Genomic DNA, 22753 nt, shown 5'->3' with positions numbered 1-22753 from the left:
CCCGACGTCAGGCGGCGCACCTTGACCCCCATGACCGTGACACCGATTCGACCCCGCTGCGCCGTGCGCATCCTCGGCCTGGATCCCGGCCTGCGCCGGACCGGCTGGGGGGTGATCGAGGCGGAGGGGACGCGCCTGCGCTATGTGGCGTGCGGCGCCATCCTGCCGCCGGAGGAGGCGCCCATGGGCGCGCGCCTCGCCGAGCTGCACCATGGCCTGATGGACGTGCTCGACCGCTATGCGCCCGACGAGGCGGCGGTGGAGGAGACGTTCGTGAACATGAACCCGTCCTCCACCCTGAAGCTGGGGCAGGCGCGCGGCGTGGTGCTGCTGGCGCCGGCCCTCAAGGGGCTGAGCGTGGCCGAATATGCGCCCACCCTGGTGAAGAAGAGCGTTGTGGGTGGCGGCCGCGCCGAGAAGGCGCAGATTCGCATGATGATCGGAATTCTGTTGCCGCAGGCCGCGCCGAAGAGCGAGGATGCCGCCGACGCGCTTGCGGTCGCCGTCACCCACGCCCATCATCGCGGCGCGGTGGCGCAGGTCCGCGAAGCGTTGTGAGATGTGCGAAGCGCTGTGAGGCGTGTGGGGCGTGGTCAGTCGGTACGCAGAGCGGGGATGCCGCGTGGCCGGGCTGTCGCGGCGGATGTGCGGCCGGGGGGCCATCGGGTGGATGCCGGGTGCCGTGGGCGTGCGGCCTGCCGGGCGCGTGGTTTTTCGGGCGCGTGGCTTATTGAGCGTGCGGCGGCTTGGCTGTGCCATTTGGCGGTTGCGAGAAGGGGCGGGGGAGCCGGCGGATGATCCTGGGGCATCTGGCGCTGCTGGTGGCGGCCCTGTTCACGGGCGCCGCGCTCTATATCAACGTGGTGGAGCAGCCGGCGCGGCTGCGGCTGGCGGCGGCGGCTGCCCTCGGCGAATGGAAGCCCGCCTACAAGCGTGGCTTCGCGCTTCAGGCCAGCCTGGCGCTGCTGGGCTTCGGCCTTGGCGCGGCCGCCTTCTGGGAAACCGGCAACTGGCAGTGGCTGGCCGGCGGGGTGCTGCTGCTGGCCAACTGGCCTTATACCTTCATCGGCATCATGCCCACCAATCGCCGCCTGCTGGACACCCGGGAGGACGAGGCGGGGGAGGAGACCCGCCGCCTGATCGCCAATTGGGGCCAGCTGCACATGGTGCGCACCGGCTTCGGGGCGGTGTCCAGCTTCATTTTCCTGTCGGCGGCGGTTGCATGAGGGCGCCGGCGGCGCGCCGTCCCGGCCGGCGGGGACGCCCTGGCCGCGCCCCGCGGCTGCAGGCCTGAGGAACCCATATGATCGGCAAGCTCAAGGGGGTGGTGGACTCCGTCGCGGAGGACCACCTCATCCTCGACGTGCATGGCGTCGGCTATCTGGTGCACTGCTCGGCGCGCACCCTGCGCGATCTGCCGCGCATGGGAGAGGCGGTGAGCCTCGTCATCGAAACCCATGTTCGGGAAGACATGATCCGCCTGTACGGCTTCGGTTCGGAGGGCGAGCGGGACTGGTTCCGCCTGCTGCTGACGGTGCAGGGCATCGGCACCAAGATCGCCCTGGCGGTGCTGTCCACCCTGCGCCCCTCGGAGCTGGCCCAGGCCGTGACCCTGGCCGACAAGGCCACCGTCGCCCGCGCCCCCGGCGTCGGGCCGCGGGTGGCGACGCGCATCGTCACCGAGCTGAAGGACAAGGTGCCGGGCGGGCTGGCCGCCGACATCGGCCTGCCGGCGCTGGGCGAAGCGGCGGTGGCCGGGGAGGGCGGCCCGGTGGCCGACGCCATCTCGGCCCTGGTCAACCTGGGCTACGGCCCGCCCCAGGCCAATGTGGCCATCGCCGCCGCCCTGCGCGAGGCCGGGGAGGCGGCGACCACGGAGAAGCTGATTCGCCTGGGGCTCAAGGAACTGGCGAAGTAGGGCCCGGCCGGTCCGGTTTGGCGATCACTCCGGTTCGGGGCTAGTTTGGGCGCTCACGGCGCGATTCACGGGGCCCGACGGGTGCCCGTGCCATAGGCAGTCCATATGAACACCCGCCGCCTCGTATCGGGCGAAAAGCGTGACGACGAAACCGAGCTCCACCTGCGCCCCCAGATGCTGGGGGAGTTCGTGGGGCAGGCGCAGGCGCGCGCCAATCTCGACATCTTCATCAAGGCGGCGCGGGCGCGCGGCGAGGCGCTGGACCATGTGCTGTTCGTGGGCCCGCCCGGCCTCGGCAAGACCACGCTGGCGCAGATCATGTCGCGGGAAATGGGGGTGGGCTTCCGCTCCACCTCCGGCCCGGTGATCGCCAAGGCGGGGGACCTGGCGGCCATCCTCACCAACCTGGAAGAGCGCGACGTGCTCTTCATCGACGAGATCCACCGCCTGGCGCCGGCGGTGGAGGAAATCCTCTATCCCGCCATGGAGGATTACGAGCTGGACCTGGTCATCGGCGAGGGGCCGGCGGCGCGCTCGGTCAAGATTTCGCTGCCGAAATTCACCCTGGTGGGCGCCACCACCCGCTCGGGGCTGCTGACCACGCCGCTGCGCGACCGGTTCGGCATTCCCATCCGGCTCCAGTTCTACACCATCGAGGAGCTGGAGAAGATCGTGGTGCGCGGCGCCAAGGTGCTGGGGGTGGCCATCGCCCCCGATGGCGCCACCGAGATCGCCCGCCGCGCCCGCGGCACGCCGCGCATCGCCGGGCGGCTGCTGCGCCGGGTGCGCGACTTCGCGGTGGTGGCCCAGGCCAAGGCCATCAATCGCAAGATCGCCGACACCGCCCTGTCGGCGCTGGAGGTGGACGGCGCCGGCCTCGACGCCATGGACCGGCGCTACCTGACGGTGATCGCCGAATTCTACGGCGGCGGCCCGGTGGGGGTGGACACGCTGGCGGCGGCCTTGTCGGAGCCGCGCGACGCCATCGAGGAGATCGTGGAGCCCTATCTGGTGCAGCAGGGCTTCATTCAGCGCACCCCGCGCGGGCGCATCCTCACCGCCATCGCCTTCCGCCATCTTGGCCTGCCCGAGCCCCGGCGCGATCCGGCCATGGTGGCGAACTTGCCTTTGTTCGACGAGGAAGGCTAGGTGTGCCGCCGCGCAGCAATTCGGGACGAGGGCATGAAGAGCGATCTTTCGGGCGAACGGGCGGTGGCGCCGGGCGAGCTTGAGGCCCATCCCCATCTGGCGGGCCGGCTCATCCCGGGCGGCCACGTGCTGACCTTGCGTGTCTATTACGAGGACACCGATTTTTCCGGCATCGTCTACCACGCCAATTACCTGAAGTTCATGGAGCGCGGCCGGTCCGACTACATGCGCCTGCTCGGCGTGGTGCAGGGCGAGCTGTTCGCCCAGGCGGCACAGGAGGCGCCCGGCTTCCATTTCGTCGTGCGCGCCATGCAGATCGATTTCCTGAAGCCGGCCAAGATCGACGACGTGCTGCAGGTGGAAACCCTTTCCAAGGACGTGGCGGGCGCCTCCATCACCCTGTCACAGCAGGTCAAGCGCGGCGGCGAGCTGCTGGTGTCGGCGATGGTGCGGGTGGCGTTCGTGTCCCAGGGGCGCGCCAAGCGCATTCCCGATGCGCTGCGCCAGGCCACCCTCGCCGACGCCCGTGCGGGCGAGGCCGCGCCCGCCGCCGATTCCACCGCCGCCCCAGGCTGAACGCGGCGCCGCTAACGCGCCCTTAAGCCTGTTCGTGACTAGGTTTCGCGTGAGCCCTGCGGCGATTTCTTCGCGTCGCAGCACGAAAGAGCGTTCCCGTCAAAGTTTGGACGAAGTCCCCCGGTCAAACACCGGGATACTGTGGACAGACGGGCGGAGATGTCCCGCGCGGTGCCTTGCCGCGCGCAGCGGAGCCGAGAATGAACGATCAGATGAGCAGGCGCGGTGGAGTGCCTGCGATTGCGTCGCCTCTTCCTGCCCTTGCTCCGGCTTCGGCTGCTCCGGCGTGCCGCTTCGCGCGCGCGCCGGCCTTGGCTTTGCTGGCGGCCGGCCTGCTGCTGGCGAGCGTCGTGCCCGGCGCCGCGCAGGACCCCGGGGGCATCGGGGCGGCCGCGGTAGCCGCGCCGGCCGCCGACATCTCCTTCCTCGGCCTGTTCCTGCAAGCCCATTTCGTGGTGAAGCTGGTGATGATCGGCCTGATCGTCGCCTCCATCTGGGTGTGGGCCATCATCATCGACAAGACCGTGCTGTTCGGCCGCAACAAGCGCGAGATGGACCATTTCGAGCAGGTGTTCTGGTCCGGCCAGAGCCTGGAGGAGCTTTACCGCTCCCTGTCCGGCGGGCGCACCAACCACGGCATGGGCGCCATCTTCGTGGCCGCCATGCGCGAGTGGAAGCGCACCTATGAGGGCGGCGCGCGTTCGCTCACCGGCCTCAACCAGCGCCTCGACAAGGTGATGAACGTGACCATCGCCCGCGAGGTGGAGCGGCTGGAATCGCGCCTGCTGGTGCTGGCCACGGTGGGTTCGGCGGGCCCGTTCATCGGCCTGTTCGGCACGGTCTGGGGCATCATGACCTCGTTCCAGTCCATCGCCGCCTCCAAGAACACCTCGCTGGCGGTGGTGGCGCCGGGCATCGCGGAGGCCTTGTTCGCGACCGCGATGGGCCTCATCGCGGCCATTCCCGCGACCATTTTCTACAACAAGTTCATTTCCCAGGCGGGCCGGCAGGCCCAGCGCCTCGAGGGCTTCGCGGACGAGTTCTCCGCCATCCTGTCGCGGCAGATCGACGAGCGGGGCTGACGCCATGGGCATGGGAGGCGGTGGCGCATCGGGATGGCAGAGCCGGCGCTCGCGGCGGCGCACCGCCCCGGTGATGGCCGAGATCAACGTGACGCCCATGGTGGACGTCATGCTGGTGCTGCTCATCATCTTCATGGTGGCGGCGCCGATGCTCACGGTGGGCGTTCCCATCGACCTGCCGCAGACGCAGGCGAGCGCGGTGAACCAGGACAACAAGGAGCCGATCACCCTGTCGGTGAATGACAAGGGGCAGATCTTCCTCGGCGACAGCGAGATCAAGTACGACGATCTGGTCGCAAAATTGCAAGCCGTGACCCAGGCGCGCGGCGGCATGGAGGAGCGCATCTTCGTGCGCGGCGACAAGAAGGTGGACTACGGCACGGTGATGCGGGTGATGGGTCGCCTGTCCGGCGCCGGCTTCAAGAAGGTGGCGCTGGTCACCGAAGTGGATCAGGGAGGCTGAGGTTAAGGCCATGCAACCGGGCCTCGCGGCATCGACGATCGCCCACGCGGGCATTCTCGTTCTCACCCTGGTGTCGTTCACCGGGGCGAAGCCGTTCGAGCCCATGCCGGAATCCATGCCGGTGGATGTCATTTCCGCCACCGACTTCACCAAGCTCACCAAGGGCGCCAAGACCGCGCCCAAGCTGGAGAAGCCCCAGCAGGTGGCGGAGAAGGTGGCCGAGCCCACCCCGGTCGAGGACCCCAGGCTGAAGGTTTCCAAGGACGCGCCGGTGGAGGCCACCACGCCGCCGCCGCCCGCCCCCGCGCCCGCACCCAAGATGGTGGAGGAGCCGCCGGCCCCGCCCAAGCCGGTGGAGGCGCCGCCCAAGCCGCCGGCGCCGCAGAAGGCGCAGGAGGCTCCCCCCAAGGTGGAGCCCAAGGTGGACGAGGCGCTGAAGAGCGAGCCCAAGAAAGACGACAAGCCCAAGGAAGACCAGCCCAAGGAAGAGGCCAAGGTCAACCCGGTGCCGCTGCCGCCGAAGAAGCCGGCGCCGCCGCCGCCGCGTCCGGTGGAGGCGCAGCAGACGCCGCCGCGCGAGTTCAACACCGATCAGATCAAGGATCTCATCGACAAGCGCACCCCCACCCGCCAGGTGGCGAGCGCCAGCCAGACCTCCACCACCACCTCCCTCGGCGCGCCGAGCGGCCAGGCCGCGACCCTCTCCATGAGCGAGATCGACGCCTTCCGCGCTCGCATGCGCCAGTGCTGGAACACCACCGGCATTCCGCCGGCGGAGCGGGTGTTCGTGGAGATTCGCGTGGATTTCAATCCGGACGGCACGCTTCGTGTCGAGCCGTCGGTGATCGGCGGCAGCGCCTCCACCTATGGCCCGGCGGTGGCGCGCACCGCGGTCGCCGCGCTGGTGCGGTGCCAGCCCTTCACCATGTTCCGTAAGGAGACCTATGCGCAATGGAAGAGCATGGATCTCACTTTCCGGCCCCAGGAGTTCGAGCGCTAGTTCAGCGTCCCGCGCGCGTGTTCCGCCGCGTCATGGCGCGGTCGTGCGCGCGCCTTTAACTGTTTCCGACCACTCTTTCCCCATGACGGCCGTCGCGCGGCTTTTCCTCGCAGCGGAGCGGCCCAACCCACCAGAGGCCCCGACACCGTGATGCCCCCCTTCGATCGCTTCGGACCCGCGCTGAGCCGCCGCCGCTTCGTCGCCGGCGCAGGTGGTCTTCTCGCCGCCGGCGCCGTGTCACAGGTCCTGCCCGCGTCCGCCGCCACGAAGCTGGACATCACTTCGGGCACGCCGCAGCCGATCCCCATCGCCATCACCGATCTCCTGGGGGAGACCGACATGGGGCGGCAGATTTCCGGGGTGATCTCGGCCGACCTGAAGCGTTCCGGCCTGTTCGCGCCCATCGATCCGAAGGCGTTCGTGGAGCAGATCACCAATCCCGATACGCCGCGCTTCCAGGATTGGCGGGTCATCAATGCCCAGGCGCTGGTCACCGGCCGCGTCACCCGCCAGTCGGACGGGCGCTTCCAGGTGATGTTCCGCCTGTGGGACGTGCTGGCGGGCCAGCAGATCGCCGGCCAGCAGTTCGTGGCCCAGCCGGAGAACTGGCGCCGCATCGCCCACATCATCGCCGACGTGATCTACGAGAAGCTCACCGGCGAGAAGGGCTATTTCGACACCCGCATCGTGTTCGTGGACGAGAGCGGGGCGAAGGAGCGCCGGGTCAAGCGCCTCGCCATCATGGACCAGGACGGGGCCAACGTGAGCTACCTCACGCGCGGCGACTCGCTGGTGCTGACGCCGCGCTTCTCGCCCACCAGCCAGGAAATCACCTACATGTCGTACGCCCAGGGCGAGCCGAGGGTGTACCTGCTCAACATCGAGACCGGCCAGCGCGAGGTGGTGGGCAACTTCCCGGGCATGAGCTTCGCCCCGCGCTTCGCCCCGGACGGGCAGCGGGTCATTCTCAGCCTCCAGCAGGGCGGCAATTCCAACATCTTCGTCATGGACCTCCGGTCCAAGGCGACGACCCGCCTCACCGACACGCCGGCCATCGACACCGCCCCATGCTATTCGCCGGACGGCCGGCAGATCTGCTTCGAGAGCGACCGCGGCGGCTCCTCCCAGATCTATGTCATGAATGCCGACGGCTCCGGCCAGCGGCGCATTTCGTTCGGCAATGCGCGCTATTCGACCCCGGTGTGGTCGCCGCGCGGCGACTGGATCGCCTTCACCCGGCAGGCGGAAGGCCGCTTCGCCATCGGCGTGATGAAGACCGACGGCTCGGGCGAGCGCGTGCTCACCGAGGGCTATCACAACGAGGGCCCCACCTTCGCGCCCAATGGCCGGGTCATCATGTTCTTTCGCGATCCGGGCGGCGCCTCCGGCCCCTCGCTCTATACGGTGGATGTCTCCGGCTATAACGAACAACGCGTGCCCACCCCCAGCTATGCCTCCGATCCGGCCTGGTCGCCGCTGCGCTCCTGACCTGCGGCGGGCCGGAGTGTGGCCGGCATGCAACAGGGGCGCGGCGTGTCGGTCGCGCCCTTTCCCCAGCACACCCTTGCCATGATCCCGCCACGGCGCGGCATCACTGAAGGGGAAGGTCAAGGCTGGCGGGATAAAGTCGTCGGCCGGTTCGTCGACGTGGCGAAAAGAGTTGTTCCCGCATGAGAACTTGCCACCGGCTGGTGTCCGGGCGCGGAACCGCGTCGGGTGCGCGGCGGCACGGCTGTCAATGGTCTGGAAACCATGGCGTCAAGTCTTCGATGCGGTTTTGATCGAGAGATGCGCGGTGGCGCGCGGCAGAACATTCGCTTAACCGAGTGCCCGCTAGATCAGGGCGTCCGGTCTGCGTTGAGATAAGGAGACACCGGAATGCGTTTTCTTGAGGTTGTTCGCGGATTCCGGTTCGCGGCCCTGTTCGGTTTCGCGCTGGCGCTGGCCGCGTGCGCCAACACCCAGAACCAGAATGCTGGCATGGGCGGCAATGGCGGCCCTCCGGGCTCGCCGCAGGAATTCGTCGTCGGCGTGGGTGACCGCGTGTTCTTCGAGAGCGACCAGACCGACCTGACCCCCCAGGCCCGCTCCATCCTCGATCGCCAGGCCCAGTGGCTGCAGCAGTGGAACCGCTACACCTTCACCATCGAAGGTCACGCGGACGAGCGCGGCACCCGGGAATACAACATCGCCCTCGGCGCCCGTCGCGCCCAGTCGGTGCGCGATTATCTGATCGCCCGGGGCGTCGACCCGGCCCGCATGCGCACCATTTCCTATGGCAAGGAGCGCCCGGTGGCGATCTGCAACGACATCTCGTGCTGGTCGCAGAACCGCCGCGCGGTCACGGTCCTGAACGCCAGCGGTTCCTGATCCGCGGGCGACGCCCGAAAGGGCGTGAAGCCGGCGCCGCGCGCCGGCCTTGCCCTTGGCGCCGGTGGCCCCGGCGCCAAGCCCGGGCGTTGGGCGCCCGGCCGTGAGCGGCCCGCCTTCAGCGCGCGGACTCAACGGCCCGGTGGTGCCGCCGGAGTTGCGCGCCGGGCGGGGTGCGGGGCCACACTTTGGACGCGATCGCCGCTTTATGCTGCAGGGCACGCGGGAGCGCGTCTTTGTGTTTCGGGCCAAGCTGTTGGCGGGTTTTCCGGTGGGAAAGCCCGGGTCCGTCCCGGCCGGCGGGATGCGGCGGCGTCCGGGAGCGGGATGTGATCGGCGCGTGCCTTAAGCCCTTGCGAGCCCCATGCCTTCGATTCAGCCTTCTTTCCGGACGATCCGCATTCTGCTGCCGGCGCTGGCTCTCGGCCTCGCCGCCGCGGGCCCGGCCGCGGCGCAGTCCGATACCAACATTTTTGGCAACCTGTTCAAGCCGCCGGCCCCGGTGCAGGACACCGGCCACGGCGCCGATGCCTCGGAGGCGGCGTTGCGCCTCGATCGCATGGAAGGCGCGCTGCGCACGCTCACCGGGCAGATCGAGCAGTTGCAGTATCGTAACCAGCAGCTCGAGGCCCAGGTGAAGCGCCTTCAGGAGGAGGCCGATGCCCGCGCCGGCGGCCGGGTGGCTCCGGCCGCCGCGGTGCCGCCGGTGAACGTGGGCACGGCGGCGGTGCGCCCCGCCGCGCCGGCGTCCTTGCCAGGCAAGCGCTCGGACGCCTTCGATCCCCTCGCCGATCCGGTCGCCCCCGGCGCACCGCAGCCCCTGGGCTCGCCGGCCAGCGCCTCGGTGGCGCCTGCCCGCCCGGCTGGCGGCGCGGCGGCGGGCGCGCAGGTGGCGGCGCTGCCCGCCGGGGCCACCCCGCGCGAGCTCTACGACCAGGGCCAGGGCCAGCTCCAGCGCCAGGACTATGCCGGGGCGGAGCAGACCTATCGCCAGATCATCCAGGCCAATGCCGGTGATCGCATCATCCCCGACGCCACCTTCATGCTCGGGGAAAGCCTGTTCCTGCGCCAGGACTACGGGGACGCGGCGGCGTCCTTCCTGGAGGTCTCCACCAAGTATCCCAACTCCACCCGGGCGCCGGAAGCGCTGCTGCGGCTGGGCCAGTCGCTGGCCGGGCTGGGCGAGAAGGAAACCGCCTGCGCCACCTTCCTGGAGGTGGACCGCAAGTATCCCCGGGCGCCGTCCGCCATCCGCCAGGCGGTGGAGCGCGAGCAGAAGCGTGTCGGCTGCTGACACCGCCGGTCCGCTCGACGACCGGGAGCGGGATCGCCTGCTCACTGGTTTCCTGGCCTTCTCCCGCATCCTGGTCGCGGTGTCCGGCGGGCCCGATTCCACGGCGCTGCTGTGGCTGGCGGCCCATTGGCGCGCCACGCGCGGTGGCGGGCCGGAGCTTCTCGTCGCCACCGTCGATCATGCCCTGCGGCCGGAGGCGGCGGCGGAGGCGGCGGCGGTGGCGCGGCTGAGCGCGCGGCTCGGCCTTCCCCATCGCACCCTGGTCTGGACGGGGGACAAGCCGCGCCACGGCCTCCAGGCGGCGGCGCGGGACGCGCGCTTCGGCCTGCTGCTGGCCGAGGCGCGGGCGGCGGGCGCGCAGGCGGTGGCGCTGGCCCACACCGAGGACGACCAGGCCGAGACCGTGCTGTTCCGCCTGGCCCGGGGCTCGGGCCTGCGCGGGCTGGCGGCCATGCGCCCGGCGACGGCGCGGGACGGGGTCGCCCTGCTGCGGCCGCTGCTCGGGGTGCCGAAGGCGCGGCTGGTGGCGACACTGGAGGCGGCCGGGGTCCCGTTCGCGCGGGACCCGGCCAATGCGGACCCGCGCTTCACCCGGGCGCGCCTGCGCCAGCTGGCGCCGCACCTGGCGGCGGAGGGGCTGGACGCGCGCCGCCTGGCGCAGTTCGCCCGGCGGGCGGCGCGGCTCGACGCGGCGGTGGAGGCGGCGGTGGACGCCGCCGCGCGTACGGTGGGGCTGGCCCGGGGCGCGGCGCCGGATAAGGCGGAAACGCGCTTCGACGCCGCCGGCTTCCTCGCCCTGCCGGAGGAGATCGCCCTGCGCCTGCTCGGCCGGGCGCTGGCGGCCCTGGGACGTGAGGGGCCGGTGGAACTGGGCAAGCTGGAGGCCCTGACCGTCGCGCTCCGCGCCCATCTGGGGGAAGCCGCCGCGCCGCGCGGCGCTTTTCGCCGCACCCTGGCGGGGGCTTTGGTGGCGGTTTGCGGGGGGCAAGTCGTGGTTACCCGGGCACCGCCCCGGCGCGCCACATGAGACGTGATGGCAATTTCACGCCCCATGCCGCCCGTTTGCCTTGGCAACGCCAGGATGCGCACCTAGATTAAGGCGCAGACGGTGCGGGAGGTGTCGCCGCCGAGGGGCGCCCTGCGGGATTTGTATTCCGTAAGGGCAGCTTGGGCGAAGCAGTGCTTTCGGCTGTCCCCACGAGGGTTCAATGAACGCCAACTTACGAAATTTCGCCCTTTGGGTGATCATCGTTCTGCTGCTTCTCGCCTTGTTCTCTCTGTTCCAGAGCCCGGGCCAGCGCACGAGCGCGAACGACATTTCCTTCTCGCAGCTGCTCTCCGACGTGGATCTGGGCCGCGTGCGCGACGTGGTGATCGAGGGCCCGAACATTTCCGGCACCTTCACCGACGGTCGCCAGTTCCAGACCTACGCGCCCAACGACCCTTCGCTGGTGCAGCGCCTCTATGGCAAGGGCGTGCAGATCACCGCGCGTCCGCTGTCCGACAACGTGCCGTGGTTCGTGAGCCTGCTGGTGTCGTGGCTGCCGTTCCTGGCGCTGATCGGCGTGTGGATCTTCCTGTCGCGCCAGATGCAGGGCGCCGGCGGCAAGGCGATGGGCTTTGGCAAGAGCCGCGCCAAGCTGCTGACCGAGGCGCACGGCCGCGTGACCTTCGAGGACGTGGCCGGCATCGACGAGGCCAAGAGCGACCTGACCGAGATCGTGGACTTCCTGCGCGACCCGCAGAAGTTCCAGCGCCTCGGCGGCCGCATTCCGCGCGGCGTGCTGCTGGTGGGCCCGCCCGGCACGGGTAAGACCCTGCTGGCCCGCGCCATCGCCGGCGAAGCCAATGTGCCGTTCTTCACCATTTCCGGCTCGGACTTCGTGGAGATGTTCGTGGGCGTGGGCGCCAGCCGCGTGCGCGACATGTTCGAACAGGCGAAGAAGAATGCCCCGTGCATCATCTTCATCGACGAGATCGACGCGGTGGGCCGCCACCGTGGCGCCGGCCTCGGCGGTGGCAATGACGAACGCGAGCAGACCCTGAACCAGCTGCTGGTGGAGATGGACGGCTTCGAGGCGAACGAGGGCATCATCCTCATCGCCGCCACCAACCGTCCGGATGTGCTCGACCCCGCGCTGCTGCGTCCCGGTCGTTTCGACCGCCAGGTGATCGTGCCGAACCCGGACGTGGTGGGCCGCGAGCAGATCCTGAAGGTGCATGCCCGCAAGATCCCGGTCGCGCCCGACGTGAACCTGAAGACCATCGCCCGCGGCACGCCCGGCTTTTCCGGCGCCGACCTCGCCAATTTGTGCAACGAGGCGGCGCTGATGGCGGCCCGGCGCAACAAGCGCATGGTCACCATGGCCGAGTTCGAGGATGCCAAGGACAAGGTGATGATGGGCGCGGAACGCCGTTCGCTCGTCATGACCGAGGAAGAGAAGATGCTGACGGCCTATCACGAGGGGGGGCACGCCATTGTCGCCCTCAACGTGCCGGCCACCGATCCCGTGCACAAGGCCACCATCATTCCCCGTGGCCGGGCGCTGGGCATGGTGATGCAGTTGCCCGAACGCGACAAGCTCTCCATGAGCTACGAGCAGATGACCTCGCGCCTCGCCATCATGATGGGCGGGCGCGTGGCGGAAGAGTTGATCTTCGGCCATGACAAGGTCACCTCCGGCGCCGCCTCGGACATCGAGCAGGCCACCCGCCTTGCCCGCATGATGGTGACCCGCTGGGGCTTCTCCGCCGATCTCGGCACGGTGGCCTATGGCGACAACCAGGACGAGGTGTTCCTGGGCATGTCGGTGTCGCGCCAGCAGAACGTGTCGGAAGCCACCGCCCAGACCATCGACCGTGAGGTGCGGCGGCTGGTGGACGAGGGCTATGCCGAGGCCCGGCGCATTCTCACCGAGAAGGCGGCGGACCTGGAAACCCTGGCCCGGGGCCTGCTGGAGTATGAGACCCTGTCCGGCGACGAGATCGTCGACCTCATCAACGGCAAGACGCCCAACCGCGAGAGCGTGATCGAGCCGGCAAATCCGCGCGGCTCGGCCATTCCGACTCCGAAGAACCGGCCGCGCCCCGGCGGCGCCGGCGGCTCCATCGAGCCCCAGCCCCAGGCCTGACGCTCCTCCGGGAGGTTTGGCCAAAGGCCCGAAGACATCTCGCGAAGGCCGGTGGGAATCGTCCCACCGGCCTTTTTCGTGGCCGGTTTCGTGGCCCGGCGACTGGTGCCGGGGCGCGTGTGGGCGTTGCCGCAGGCGGCATGCGCCACGTTCTGCCGGGTCGAGGGCCCATGGGGGCTCCTGAGCCCGAGAGCCCGACGCCCCTGGTCCCCAATGCCCTGTCGCGGGTGCCGACCCGGGCCGGTCCCGAAGGGCTTGGCCCGATCACCGCCCGGCAGGTCTTGGCGCGGAGCAAGGCTGCCGGCCGCGAGGCCGGGGCAGTCGGCCCCGGCCTGTGTGAGGCCATGTGAATGGGATTTGGGCGTCGCTCGGGCTGGCCCAAGGATCCCTGACCCAAACTCAAATGCCCTTGGGATGATGACCGGGGCCGGTGCTCGGCCGCACGCGACCGGCTCCCCTGGCCGCGCGACCTTGGGCGGTGCGGCCAGGGGGCGCGGGCGGACGTCGCGTTCAGCCAAGGGGGCTAGGTGTTTCGTCCCGGCATTTGATGGAGTGGATTGAGGCTGAATCGTTCAGGCTCGTTTGTCCTGCATTCACAGATGAATTCGTAAGGCGTGAGGCCCCCGAGGGTCTTCAGCCGGCGTGCAAAAATTGTATGCGGTGATGAAGTCGTCGAGATCGGTCTGAAACTCCGGTGGTCATCGTAGTGGAAGCGCGTGACGGTAGCTTCCTTGATGGTGCGGTTCATCCGTTCGACTTGGCCGTTGATCCAGGGATGCTTCACATTGCTCAGGCGGTGTTCGATGCCGTTTTCCCGGCACCGCATGTCGAACATATGGGTCATGTCGCGTGCGGTTGGACCATTGGCGTAGCGCAGCGGCGCGCCGGCCGGAGCGCCGCATGCATGCAGCGATAGGGCAGACGCCGGGAGGGGGCGCCTGGGGCGGAAAGGGGCCAAGGGACCGTGCGTCCAGCGTCATCGGCGGGCCGGTCGGCTTCGTTTCCGGCGGCGCCCGGCCGGGTCGCCGGGCACGCGCGTCGAGGACGGACCCACCGGGAGGGCCGCGGGCGCGCTTCCCTTCAGGACTCCGCCGGGATCTGGAAGCGGTTGGGGGCGGGCGCGGCGCGGGGCGCTCAGCCGGCGGTCGGGCCGTCGGGCCGTCCGGTCATGCACATCAGCGTCTGTTGGCCCAGGGCCACCGGGGTGCGCCGGTCGTTCGCCAGGGCGAACACCTCGAACTGGCAGATGGTCAGGGTGCGCCCGCGCTTCGCCACCCGGCCGATCGCCTCCAGCGCGTCGCCCTCGGCGGGGTTGATGAGATTGATCTTGAACTCCACCGTGAGCACCGAGCTTCCGTTCGGGAATAGGGTGAAGCCGGCGTAGCCGCCGGCCGAATCGGCGATGGCGGCGGTGCCGCCGGCATGGAAATAGCCGTGCTGCTGCGACAGTTCGGGCCGGAACGGCATGCGGATGGTCACGAGGCCGTGCCGGACCTCGGTGAGGCGGGCGCCGAGAAGCGCCATCAGCCCCTGGCGGGCGAAGCTGTCCTGGACCCGCCGCTCGATCTCCGGGCTCGTCGGATCACCGATCTGAGTGCTCATCTTGTCTTCCCTTCCTGGTGCTTGGGCGGCGTCCCGGCCGCGACCGCCAGGGAGACGTCACCCGGCGGAGGATGGGTCGCCATCGCGCGGCGCCCCGGATTCCACCCCCAAGGCCGGTGGGCCGCCGGTGGCGCGAGGGGGGGCGTGGGACACCGCGCGCCCCGGCGCATCCGAGGGAACGTCGCCCGTGCGCAGGTAGCCCAAGGCGAGCGGCCACAGGCTGTCCTTGAAGCGGTCGTGGAAGAAGGCGAAATGCCCGATGGCGGCGTGGCCGGCGTCGGCGGGGGCGATGCGCCAGTGGATGCGCGAACTGGCCGTGAAATACGCCAGCAGGCGGTCGATCGCCGCCTCGGTGCCGTGGGGGTCGTCGTCGAGGCCGATGGCCAGGATGGGCGCGGTGACAGCCGCGAACCGGTGCCGCAGCAGCTCCGCCACCGGCGCGCCGGCGCGGGCGGCGGGCCGGCGCAGGGTGTCCTCGAAACGCGGGCCCATGCGGCTCCAGTCGCGCGCCACGCCGGCGGGCGTGTCTTCCATCCAGCCGAGACGCTTGGCCGGGAGGTAGCCGAAGGCGCGCGACAGCAGCGGCATCGCCACATGCCATTTCAGCACCATGCGCCGGCGGGCGGCGGCGGCGTAGTCCCGCCAATAGGCAAACTGGGCGCCGACGGTGAGGATGCGGGAGATGTCGCGGTTCGAGGCGGCAAGGCCGATGGCGAATCCGCCGATGGAATGGCCCACCACGTGGATCGCCTCGCCGGGAAAGCAGGCGCGGGCGTGGCCCAGCACCGCGTCCAGGTCGTGCTCGCCCCAATCCGCCCAATCGGCGGAAAAGCCCCGCAGCGACGGGGGACGCGATTCGCCGATGCCACGGTAATCGTAGGTGACGACGCCGAAACCGTGCGCGGCCAGATAGCGGGCGAACCGCTCATAGTAGCGACAGCGCACCGAGGTGGCGCCGGAGATCACCACCACCGCCCCCGCCGGGCTGCCCCCCTCCTGGCGCCACAGAAAGCCGCCCAGCGGCACGCCGTCGGCGGCGCGGATCCGGAAGGGGGTGCCGGCAGCGCCGGGCGGTGAGGGCGGAAGCGTCATCTGGGGGCCTCTCGTCGCGGCGGCGGGGCGATTCCTGCGAATATGGCGCAGCCGGCCTGACATCGCCACGCGCCGGACGCCCGGCTCGTGGTGGACGCAACCTGCGGGCGCGCGCGCGGGCCGATGGCGGATGGTGTGCCGTGCGGGGGGCTGCGGCCACCTCGCCCATCCCCCCGGGGCACCCCGCCGGTTTCAAGCCGACCCGCGATGTGCTCGAATGGACTGGCCGCGGTCGCCGTCGGGCCGTGGCGGGCCGGACCTGGGGCGCGAAGGGAAAGCTGGCATGGGATGGACAGTGGACGTCGAGCCGGAGCCCTTCGCGATCGCCTTCCGGGGATTGGAGCTTGGCGACGCGGACACCCTGGCGGTGCTCCTCGCCTCGTATGGCGAGGCCTTGCGCCATGCGGGGCCGTCGCGCTCCTTTCCTGACCCGGCGCGGCCGCGCCCCGCCGCCGATCCGGCCGGGGGGGCTCCGGTGGAGGCCGGAGCGGCGTCGCGGCTGCTTGAAGATCCGATGGCCGAGGTGCTGGGCGCGTTCCTTGGCGGGCGGCTGGTCGCCTTCGCGGTGTTCTTCGACCTGCCGGAGGCCATTTCCGGCCGCCGCGCCGGCCAGATCGACGATCTTTACGTCGCTCCCGAGGCGCGCGGCCGGCGGCTGGCGCAAGGGTTGATCGAGGCCATCGCGGCACGCGGCCGGGCGCGGGGCTGGGTGCACGTGCGCTGGCTGGCGCCGCCGGACCAGGAGGCGGCACAGCGCGCTTATGCCCGCTTCGCCACCCCCGCGCCCTGGAGCAGCCACGTGCTGTGGCTCACGGACGGCGAGCGCTGGTGAAGCCTCCGGCGCCGGGGGCGTCCCCGGCGGACGGTGAGGACGGGCCAGGGCCCGCTTGTCCGCGCGGCCCCCTTCGGCTACCAATCCGTTAACGATTTTCATCCGTTCGCGGTCGCTCGCCGCGTGCGCCGGGGGCCGGGTCGTCGTTCCGTCTCCTCCGCGAGGGAAGGTTGGGGTCCTTGCTGCGTCGTTCCGGATTGAGTGGCGGGAACCGGGGGCATGACGCGCGCGCGCGTCCCGCGCGCCGGGTCGTGGCGGCGGTGGGGCCTGCGGTGCTGGCGCCGGCGGGCGTGCTGGCCGGTTGCGCGCCGGCGGGGGCGCCGTCCATTGCCTTTTTCGGCGCCTATTTCCCGTCCTGGCTGGCGTGCGCCCTGGTGGGCATCCTGGGCGCGGTGGCGGTGCGGCTGGTGTTCGTGCGGCTCGGGGTGGACGATGTCCTGCCGGCGCGCCTGCCGGTCTATGTGGCGATCGCGGCCGGCATCGGCTTCCTCGTGTCGCTTCTGAGCTTCGGGCGCTAGGCCATGGAGGGCGAGGACAAGCCCGCGCCGCGTGGCCGAGTGGGGATGGTCGTCGCCGTGGTGGCGGTGGCGGTGGCGGTCGCCTTTGGCTGGCGCTATTTTCGCGCGGCGGAGCTGAATCCGCTGTCGCAGGACGCGATTCTCACCGCCGACACGGTCAACGTCGCCGTCGCAGTGCCCGGCCGCATCGCCAGCTTCGGTGTCCGGGAGAACGGATCGGCGCGCCAGGGCGATGTGCTGCTGGCGCTCGATCCCGCCACCTATCGCTTGCAGGTGGAGCAGGCGGCCGCCGATCTTCGGATCGCCGAGGCGGCGCTGGCCGATCGCCAGCGGGCGGTGTCGGCCGAGCGCTCCAACGCGGCCATCGCCCGCGAGCAGGTGGCGCGGGCGCGGGCCAACCTTGAACTCGCCACGCAGACCCTGGCCCGGCTGGAGGCGTTGCGGCCCAAGGGCTATGTGAGCGCCCAGCAGGTGGACGACGCCGCCACCGCCCACCGCGACGCCGAGATCAGCCTGAAACAGGCGCTGCAGCAGCAGGCCGCCGCCGACGTGCTGGTGAGCGACGTGGCCGCCGCCACCGCCCTGGTGGAGGCGCGCCGCGCCGCCCTGGGGCTGGCCGAGCGGGCGCTGGAGCAGACGCAGGTCCGCGCCCCGTTCGATGGCAAGGTGGTGGGCCTTGCCGTCGCCGCTGGCGAGTTCGTGCTGCCCGGCCAATCGGTGTTCACGCTCATCGATACCGGTGCGTGGTATGCCTCCGCCGCCTATCTGGAAACCGAGCTGCCGGGCATCGAGGTGGGCAATTGCGCCACCGTCTATGCGCTCGCCGACCGCACCATGCCCATGCGCGGGCGGGTGGATGGCATCGGCTGGGGTGTCGCCTCCGAGGAGCTCATCAAGCTGCCGCGCAACATGCCCATCGTGCCCAAGTCCCTCGACTGGGTGCGGGTGGCGCAGCGCTTCCCGGTCCGCATCCGCCTGCTGGACCCGCCCGACGCGCTGATGCGGGTGGGCGCCTCCGCCACCACGACCGTGCACCATGGCACCCGCTGCTGAGGCCGTGTGGCGGGGCATGGCCCGCCAGACCCTGCGCAGCGTCTGGCAGGATCTCCAGCCCTTTCCCGGCCGCTTCGGCCAGACCTGGCGGGTGGCGCTGCTGTGCGCCATCGTGGCCGGCATCGCCATGGTCTACAAGGTGCCGGAATCGGCCATCGGCTGCTATCTGGTGATCTTCCTCGCCCGGCCCAGCGGGGCGGAGTGCGTGGGCCAGGCCATCGGCCTCATCATCCTCGCCAGCGTGGTGGTGCTGTCGCTGGCGCCGGTGATCGAGGCGACCGCCACCTTTCCGCTGCTGCGCATCGTCATCATCGCCGGCACCTCGTTCGCGTTCGTGTTTCTGGGCTCGGCCTCGCAGCTCGGCGAGATCGGCTCCATTATCGCTTTGGTCATCGGTTTCATCCTGACCCTGGTGGATCAGTTGCCGGTGGGCGAGGTGGCGACCCGCGGCCTGCTTTATGCGTGGCAGATGGCGGTCATGCCGATGGTGGCCATGATCGTGTTCAACCTCGTGCTCGGCGCCTCGCCCCATCGCCTGCTGCGGGCGTGCGTCGCCAGGCGCCTCACGCGCGCCGCCGAGGCGCTGGAGGGTGCCGGGCGGGAGCGTCTGGACGCGGAGCTGGGTGGCGGCCTCGCCGACGGCGACCAGCAGGCGATGCTGGCCCGCCTGTTCCATACCGCCCCGTCGCCCGCCGTCCGCTGGCTGTCGGGCGCGGCGACCACGAGCTACCGCCTGCTGCTGGCGGTGGCGGCGTTGCCCGCCGACCTTGCCGCCGAAACGCGCGCGGCGCTCGTCGCGCGGTGCCGCGCCGCCGCCGCCGGGGTGGCGGCGGGCCGGCGTCCGTCCGGCGCGGCCGACATGCCGCCGGCCGCCGGCGCCGCCGAGGGCGCGGCGTGGGCCGCCCTTGAGGGCCTGTCGCAGGCCGATGGCGGCACCGGCACGGCGGCGGCCAAGCCCCCGTTCCTCGCCGCCGATGCCTTCACCAATCCCGATTACCAGCGCTATGCGCTGAAGACCACCGGCGCTGCGCTCACCTGCTACATCATCTACTCGCTGATCGACTGGCAGGGCATCCACACCGCCATGATCACTTGCTATGTCGCGGCCCTGAGCACCACGGGGGAGACGGTGCGCAAGCTGGTGCTGCGGATTTCCGGCTGTCTCGTGGGGGCAGCCATGGGGTTCGCCGCCATTCTGTTCGTCATTCCCGCCCTGACGTCGGTGGGCGGGCTGATGGCGCTGGTGTTCTGCGCGCTGCTGGTGGCAGCATGGGTGTCCACCGGCAGCGCGCGCATCTCCTACGCGGGGGTGCAGGTGGGGCTGGCGTTCCTGCTCACCACCCTCAACGGCTTCTCGCCCAGCCTGGACATGGATTCCGGCCGCGACCGCGTGGTCGGCATCCTGCTCGGCAACGTGGTGGTCTACCTGTTCTTCACCGGAATCTGGCCGAAAAGCGCGGCGGTGGAGGTGCGCGAGCGCCTGTCGCGGGCGCTGGCGGGCCTGTCGCGGCTGGCGGCGCTGCCCCCCGCGGCGCGGCGCGCCGCCACCGCCGAGGCGGCACAGGTGGAAACGGAGCTGGCGGCGGCGCGGGAGCAGCTGATGCTGCTGGTGTTCGAGCCGGCCTCGCAGCGCCCATCCCCGGCGGGGCTGGCCCGGCTGCAAGGGCTGGTGGAGGAGACCCGGGGGCTGCTGCCGGCGGTGCTGTTCGCGCCGGAGCCCGAGGCGGACGTGGCACGCCGGCTCGCGGAGGTGGCCAGGCGCATCGCTCCATCGCCCGCCGGGGGGCGGCTCTTCCCCGGCCCGGACGAGACAGGGGAGGGCGGGGGCCCGGGGGACGGGAACCTTGCTCCGCGCCTGTGGCGCATCGAACGGCTGGCGGCGGGGTGATGGCCATGGCGCGATGGCAGCGGCAGCCGATGGAGCCCGGGCGCAGGTCGAGTCCCGGCCGCTGGTGGTGGAGCCGGGCCACGATCGGATGGATCGGCCTGCAGGCATTCCGGGTGGAAGCCCGGCGCGCGGCCGGCGCGCTGGCCTGTGCCGCCCTGGCCGGCCTGGCGCTGGCGGGGTGCGCCGTGAGCGCCCTCGACACCGCGCCGGCGGACCCGTCCCAGCCCTGGACCCCCCGGACCGAGGCGGCTGCAACGCCGGCATCCGAGCCCCGGCCGGAGGATGCGCCGCGCGGGGCGGAGGCGTCGCAGGCCGCCGCGTCAGGGATCCCAGCCGCCCCCGAGCCGGTGCGCGACTTCAGCGTGCCGCCGGCCCCCGAGGTCGCGGCGCTGGCGCCCACGCCTGGCCTCTCCCGCGACAAGGCGTACGGCCTGCCGGAGCTGATCGACATCGCCCAGAGCCACAATCCGCTGACGCGGGTGGCGTGGCAGCAGGCGCGCCAGGCGGCGCTCGCCACCGGCATGGTGGAAGCCACCTTCCTGCCCTACATCTCGGCCAACGTCATCGGCGGCTACCAGAAGGTGGCGGCATCGTTGCCAGTGGCGGTGGGCAGCGTCAATCAGGCCACCACTTCCATCGATGGCATCTCGCCCCAGATCGCGCTGCAATGGCTGGTGTTCGACTTCGGCCAGCGCAATGCCCTGGCGGATGCCGCCCGCCACAATGCCACAGCCGCCAACGTTCTGTTCAACGGCGCCCACCAGAAGATCATCTTCGACGTCACCCGCACCTATTTCGTGCACGGGGCCGCGCGCAGCCGGGTGGCGCTGGCCGAGCAGAACCTCGCCAACAGCCGCAGGATCGAGGATGCCGCCCAGGAGCGCATGGGCCGGGGCCTCGGCACCACGGTGGAGGTGGCGCAGGCGCGCCAGCAGGTGGCTCAGGCGCGGTTTGGCCTGGTGCAGGCGCAGGGCGCCGAGCGCGACACCTATCAGGCCCTGCTTGCCGCCATGGGCGTGTCTCCCGTGACCGAGCTGAAGGTGAAGGTGGCGAGCGGCCGCCGCCTGCCGGAGAGCGTCGGCGCGCCGACCGAGAAGATGATCACCGCTGCCCTGGCGCAGCGGCCGGACGTGCTGGCGGCCTTCTCGGCCATGAAGGCCACGCAGTCCGGCATTACGGCGGCCGAAGCCGGCTTCATGCCCAAGGTGTTCCTGGGCGCGGTGGCGGCCACCGGCACCACCAGCCTCAGCGCCACCGGCCTGCCCACCATCGGCCAGCAATCCTCCGCCTCCGGGGTGATGCTGGGTGCCACCATGCCGATCTATGACGGCGGCCTGCGCGCGGCGCAGCTGAAGACGGTGCAATCGCTGGCCGCCGCCACCGAGGCGACCTTCCAGAAGACCAAAGACGAGGCGGCGCGGGAGATCGTGGTGAGCGCGCACACCCTGCGCTCGGCGCTGGCCTCCCACCGCGCGGCGAGCGCGCTGGCTGAGGCCGCGGCCGTCACCTATGATGCCGCGCTTGAGGCCTATCGCAGCGGGGTCGGCACCATCACCGTCGCCACCGCCGCCGACAGCGGCCTGCTGACTGCGCGGCAGGCGCAGGCCGACGCCCATGCCGCCTCGCTGGTGGCCGCCGCCAACCTTGCCTTCGTGCTCGGCGCCATGACCTCGCGCGAGGCGCCGGCGGTGCTGACGGGGCCATGAGGGTGCCGCCCGTTCCTCTCCCGCCTCGGCGGCCGGCATGGCCGCTTCAGCCCTCGCCGACCAAGCCGGATGCCCGCTGATGCCCGCTGCGCCGCCTGCCCCCTCCGCCGAGATGCCGGAACGACCGTCCGCGCCGCGCGCCAAGCGGCGTAATCCCCTGGTGACGGCGCTGCGGGCGGTGTTCCGCGTGGTGCTGGCGATCCTCATCATCGTCGACGAACTGGTGCGCCCGCTCTACACGCCGCTGCAACGCTGGATCGCGGCGCTGGCCCTGGTGCAGAGGTTCGAGCGCTGGGTGGCGAGCCTGCCGCCGCTGGCCATCCTGGCGCTCATCGGCGTGCCCTATGCGGTGGTGGAGCCGGTGAAGTTCGTGGCCCTGCTGCGCATCGCCGACGGCCATGTGAAGATGGGCAGCCTGGTGCTGCTGCTGGCCTATCTGGTGAGCTTCGTGCTGATCGAGCGCGTCTACACCGCCGGCCGGCCGCAGTTGATGACGCTTCCGGCGGCGGCCTGGGTGATCCGGCTGTCGGCCGCGGTGCGCGAGAAGCTCTCGATCTGGCTCCGGCTGCCGGAACTGAGGGCGCGGGCACGGGTGATGTGGCGCTGGCTGCGCCTGCACCTGCGGTGACATCGCCGCCAAGCGGGCGCGGCTGTTCGGGCGCGGCTGTTCGGGCGCGGCGGTCGCCGCCCGGCTGAGGGGCGCCGCCGCGTGCCCCGATCCTCTCGTTGCCCGCGCGGCGCTTGAGCGGACCCACCTGGCACCGGTCGAAGACCGGAGCCAATGGCATGACGTGCCGTCTTCGATGCGGGCGCGGTTCTCGAAGGCGGGCGGGCCCGGTGCCGGGATGCCCGCGCCACCGGATGCTGCCTTTATGCGCAGCATACTGCATAAAATGAGATCAAATCCAAGGTGCTGGCATGCCCGCGCGCCAACGGGGGCGCTGCCGAACGGCGGCGCGCGTGCGCGCGGGGCGGAACAGCGTGCCGCCCGCAGGCCGGCGCCGTGATCCTGGACCGGGTGAAAGTTTCCTTTGCCACCAAGGCATTGCAGTCGGGAGCGGCAGCGGGCCGCGCCGGCG

Annotated in this window: 21 protein-coding genes and 1 pseudogene; 19 read left to right on the top strand and 3 right to left on the bottom strand. The window is 71.0% G+C overall.

Annotated features, from left to right (window positions below; all coding sequences use genetic code 11):
• Window positions 1–30 precede the first annotated feature (30 nt).
• From ruvC to ftsH, 13 genes are all read left to right on the top strand, one after another.
• The gene (gene ruvC / locus V5F53_RS13450) at window positions 31–558 is read left to right on the top strand and encodes a crossover junction endodeoxyribonuclease RuvC (protein WP_393995423.1); all 528 of its coding nucleotides are present in this window, start codon (window positions 31–33) and stop codon (window positions 556–558) included.
• A 236-nt stretch (window positions 559–794) separates the two neighbouring features.
• Complete coding sequence (locus V5F53_RS13445; protein WP_393995345.1) at window positions 795–1226, top strand: anthrone oxygenase family protein; 432 nt, start codon at window positions 795–797, stop codon at window positions 1224–1226.
• 77 nt (window positions 1227–1303) lie between these two features.
• Entirely contained in the window at window positions 1304–1918 is a 615-nt protein-coding gene (ruvA, locus tag V5F53_RS13440) for a Holliday junction branch migration protein RuvA (RefSeq protein WP_393995346.1), read from the top strand.
• Between the two features lie 105 nt (window positions 1919–2023).
• Window positions 2024–3067 carry a Holliday junction branch migration DNA helicase RuvB gene (gene ruvB / locus V5F53_RS13435; protein ID WP_393995347.1) on the top strand — a complete coding sequence of 348 codons (1044 nt, stop codon included), beginning with the start codon at window positions 2024–2026 and terminating at the stop codon, window positions 3065–3067.
• 33 nt (window positions 3068–3100) lie between these two features.
• A complete protein-coding gene (gene ybgC, locus V5F53_RS13430) occupies window positions 3101–3643 on the top strand; it encodes a tol-pal system-associated acyl-CoA thioesterase (RefSeq protein WP_393995348.1) in 543 nt (180 codons plus the stop codon).
• A 311-nt stretch (window positions 3644–3954) separates the two neighbouring features.
• Window positions 3955–4725, top strand: coding sequence for a protein TolQ (tolQ, locus tag V5F53_RS13425; protein ID WP_393995349.1), 771 nt, complete (start codon window positions 3955–3957; stop codon window positions 4723–4725).
• 4 nt (window positions 4726–4729) lie between these two features.
• A complete protein-coding gene (gene tolR, locus V5F53_RS13420) occupies window positions 4730–5188 on the top strand; it encodes a protein TolR (protein ID WP_393995350.1) in 459 nt (152 codons plus the stop codon).
• Window positions 5189–5198: 10 nt separating this feature from the next.
• Window positions 5199–6188 carry a cell envelope integrity protein TolA gene (gene tolA, locus V5F53_RS13415; protein WP_393995351.1) on the top strand — a complete coding sequence of 330 codons (990 nt, stop codon included), beginning with the start codon at window positions 5199–5201 and terminating at the stop codon, window positions 6186–6188.
• A gap of 150 nt (window positions 6189–6338) precedes the next feature.
• A complete protein-coding gene (tolB, locus tag V5F53_RS13410) occupies window positions 6339–7676 on the top strand; it encodes a Tol-Pal system beta propeller repeat protein TolB (protein ID WP_393995352.1) in 1338 nt (445 codons plus the stop codon).
• 390 nt (window positions 7677–8066) lie between these two features.
• A complete protein-coding gene (gene pal / locus V5F53_RS13405; protein ID WP_393995353.1) occupies window positions 8067–8558 on the top strand; it encodes a peptidoglycan-associated lipoprotein Pal in 492 nt (163 codons plus the stop codon).
• Window positions 8559–8922: 364 nt separating this feature from the next.
• The gene (gene ybgF, locus V5F53_RS13400) at window positions 8923–9852 is read left to right on the top strand and encodes a tol-pal system protein YbgF (RefSeq protein WP_393995354.1); all 930 of its coding nucleotides are present in this window, start codon (window positions 8923–8925) and stop codon (window positions 9850–9852) included.
• Complete coding sequence (tilS, locus tag V5F53_RS13395; protein WP_393995355.1) at window positions 9839–10879, top strand: tRNA lysidine(34) synthetase TilS; 1041 nt, start codon at window positions 9839–9841, stop codon at window positions 10877–10879. The genes ybgF and tilS overlap by 14 nt, the downstream gene beginning before the upstream one ends.
• A gap of 181 nt (window positions 10880–11060) precedes the next feature.
• The gene (gene ftsH / locus V5F53_RS13390; RefSeq protein WP_393995356.1) at window positions 11061–12983 is read left to right on the top strand and encodes an ATP-dependent zinc metalloprotease FtsH; all 1923 of its coding nucleotides are present in this window, start codon (window positions 11061–11063) and stop codon (window positions 12981–12983) included.
• A gap of 523 nt (window positions 12984–13506) precedes the next feature.
• Here the strand turns inward: ftsH and V5F53_RS13385 are convergent.
• The 3 genes and pseudogenes from V5F53_RS13385 to V5F53_RS13375 all read right to left on the bottom strand — a co-directional run.
• A pseudogene (locus V5F53_RS13385) lies at window positions 13507–13821 on the bottom strand (integrase core domain-containing protein); the annotation flags it as partial.
• Between the two features lie 296 nt (window positions 13822–14117).
• A complete protein-coding gene (locus tag V5F53_RS13380; RefSeq protein WP_393995357.1) occupies window positions 14118–14585 on the bottom strand; it encodes a PaaI family thioesterase in 468 nt (155 codons plus the stop codon).
• Window positions 14586–14642: 57 nt separating this feature from the next.
• Window positions 14643–15677 (bottom strand): alpha/beta hydrolase family protein, encoded by a 1035-nt coding sequence (locus V5F53_RS13375; protein WP_393995358.1) that lies wholly within the window; start codon window positions 15675–15677, stop codon window positions 14643–14645.
• A 283-nt stretch (window positions 15678–15960) separates the two neighbouring features.
• Here V5F53_RS13375 and V5F53_RS13370 point away from each other — a divergent pair, with 283 nt between their 5' ends.
• The 6 genes from V5F53_RS13370 to V5F53_RS13345 all read left to right on the top strand — a co-directional run bounded on the left by V5F53_RS13370 (window position 15961) and on the right by V5F53_RS13345 (window position 22302).
• Entirely contained in the window at window positions 15961–16509 is a 549-nt protein-coding gene (locus V5F53_RS13370; protein ID WP_393995359.1) for a GNAT family N-acetyltransferase, read from the top strand.
• 179 nt (window positions 16510–16688) lie between these two features.
• Window positions 16689–17027: a YtcA family lipoprotein gene (locus V5F53_RS13365; RefSeq protein ID WP_393995360.1), complete on the top strand. Its 339-nt coding sequence runs from the start codon at window positions 16689–16691 to the stop codon at window positions 17025–17027.
• A gap of 45 nt (window positions 17028–17072) precedes the next feature.
• Window positions 17073–18080 carry a multidrug transporter subunit MdtN gene (gene mdtN / locus V5F53_RS13360; RefSeq protein ID WP_393995361.1) on the top strand — a complete coding sequence of 336 codons (1008 nt, stop codon included), beginning with the start codon at window positions 17073–17075 and terminating at the stop codon, window positions 18078–18080.
• Entirely contained in the window at window positions 18064–19968 is a 1905-nt protein-coding gene (locus V5F53_RS13355) for an FUSC family protein (protein WP_393995362.1), read from the top strand. Before mdtN ends, V5F53_RS13355 begins: the two co-directional genes overlap by 17 nt.
• A gap of 5 nt (window positions 19969–19973) precedes the next feature.
• A complete protein-coding gene (locus V5F53_RS13350) occupies window positions 19974–21674 on the top strand; it encodes a TolC family protein (protein WP_393995363.1) in 1701 nt (566 codons plus the stop codon).
• Window positions 21675–21753: 79 nt separating this feature from the next.
• A complete protein-coding gene (locus V5F53_RS13345) occupies window positions 21754–22302 on the top strand; it encodes a hypothetical protein (protein WP_393995364.1) in 549 nt (182 codons plus the stop codon).
• Window positions 22303–22753 lie beyond the last annotated feature (451 nt).

The organism is Xanthobacter cornucopiae, assembly GCF_043195065.2.
GTDB lineage: Bacteria > Pseudomonadota > Alphaproteobacteria > Rhizobiales > Xanthobacteraceae > Xanthobacter.
The sequence above is the reverse complement of the archived record's forward strand: the minus strand, read 5'-3'. Positions and strand labels throughout refer to the sequence as shown.

Bases quoted from the DNA above. Each gene is read 5' to 3' on its own strand.
- pal (WP_393995353.1), top strand. From the start codon at position 8,067: ATGCGTTTTCTTGAGGTTGTTCGCGGATTCCGGTTCGCGGCCCTGTTC.
- V5F53_RS13345 (WP_393995364.1), top strand. From the start codon at position 21,754: ATGCCCGCTGCGCCGCCTGCCCCCTCCGCCGAGATGCCGGAACGACCG.
- ybgF (WP_393995354.1), top strand. From the start codon at position 8,923: ATGCCTTCGATTCAGCCTTCTTTCCGGACGATCCGCATTCTGCTGCCG.
- V5F53_RS13370 (WP_393995359.1), top strand. From the start codon at position 15,961: ATGGGATGGACAGTGGACGTCGAGCCGGAGCCCTTCGCGATCGCCTTC.
- V5F53_RS13350 (WP_393995363.1), top strand. From the start codon at position 19,974: ATGGCGCGATGGCAGCGGCAGCCGATGGAGCCCGGGCGCAGGTCGAGT.
- tolA (WP_393995351.1), top strand. From the start codon at position 5,199: ATGCAACCGGGCCTCGCGGCATCGACGATCGCCCACGCGGGCATTCTC.
- ybgC (WP_393995348.1), top strand. From the start codon at position 3,101: ATGAAGAGCGATCTTTCGGGCGAACGGGCGGTGGCGCCGGGCGAGCTT.
- V5F53_RS13445 (WP_393995345.1), top strand. From the start codon at position 795: ATGATCCTGGGGCATCTGGCGCTGCTGGTGGCGGCCCTGTTCACGGGC.
- V5F53_RS13355 (WP_393995362.1), top strand. From the start codon at position 18,064: ATGGCACCCGCTGCTGAGGCCGTGTGGCGGGGCATGGCCCGCCAGACC.
- tolR (WP_393995350.1), top strand. From the start codon at position 4,730: ATGGGCATGGGAGGCGGTGGCGCATCGGGATGGCAGAGCCGGCGCTCG.
- ftsH (WP_393995356.1), top strand. From the start codon at position 11,061: ATGAACGCCAACTTACGAAATTTCGCCCTTTGGGTGATCATCGTTCTG.
- V5F53_RS13375 (WP_393995358.1), bottom strand. From the start codon at position 15,677: ATGACGCTTCCGCCCTCACCGCCCGGCGCTGCCGGCACCCCCTTCCGG.
- ruvB (WP_393995347.1), top strand. From the start codon at position 2,024: ATGAACACCCGCCGCCTCGTATCGGGCGAAAAGCGTGACGACGAAACC.
- tolB (WP_393995352.1), top strand. From the start codon at position 6,339: ATGCCCCCCTTCGATCGCTTCGGACCCGCGCTGAGCCGCCGCCGCTTC.
- ruvC (WP_393995423.1), top strand. From the start codon at position 31: ATGACCGTGACACCGATTCGACCCCGCTGCGCCGTGCGCATCCTCGGC.
- ruvA (WP_393995346.1), top strand. From the start codon at position 1,304: ATGATCGGCAAGCTCAAGGGGGTGGTGGACTCCGTCGCGGAGGACCAC.
- mdtN (WP_393995361.1), top strand. From the start codon at position 17,073: ATGGTCGTCGCCGTGGTGGCGGTGGCGGTGGCGGTCGCCTTTGGCTGG.
- V5F53_RS13380 (WP_393995357.1), bottom strand. From the start codon at position 14,585: ATGAGCACTCAGATCGGTGATCCGACGAGCCCGGAGATCGAGCGGCGG.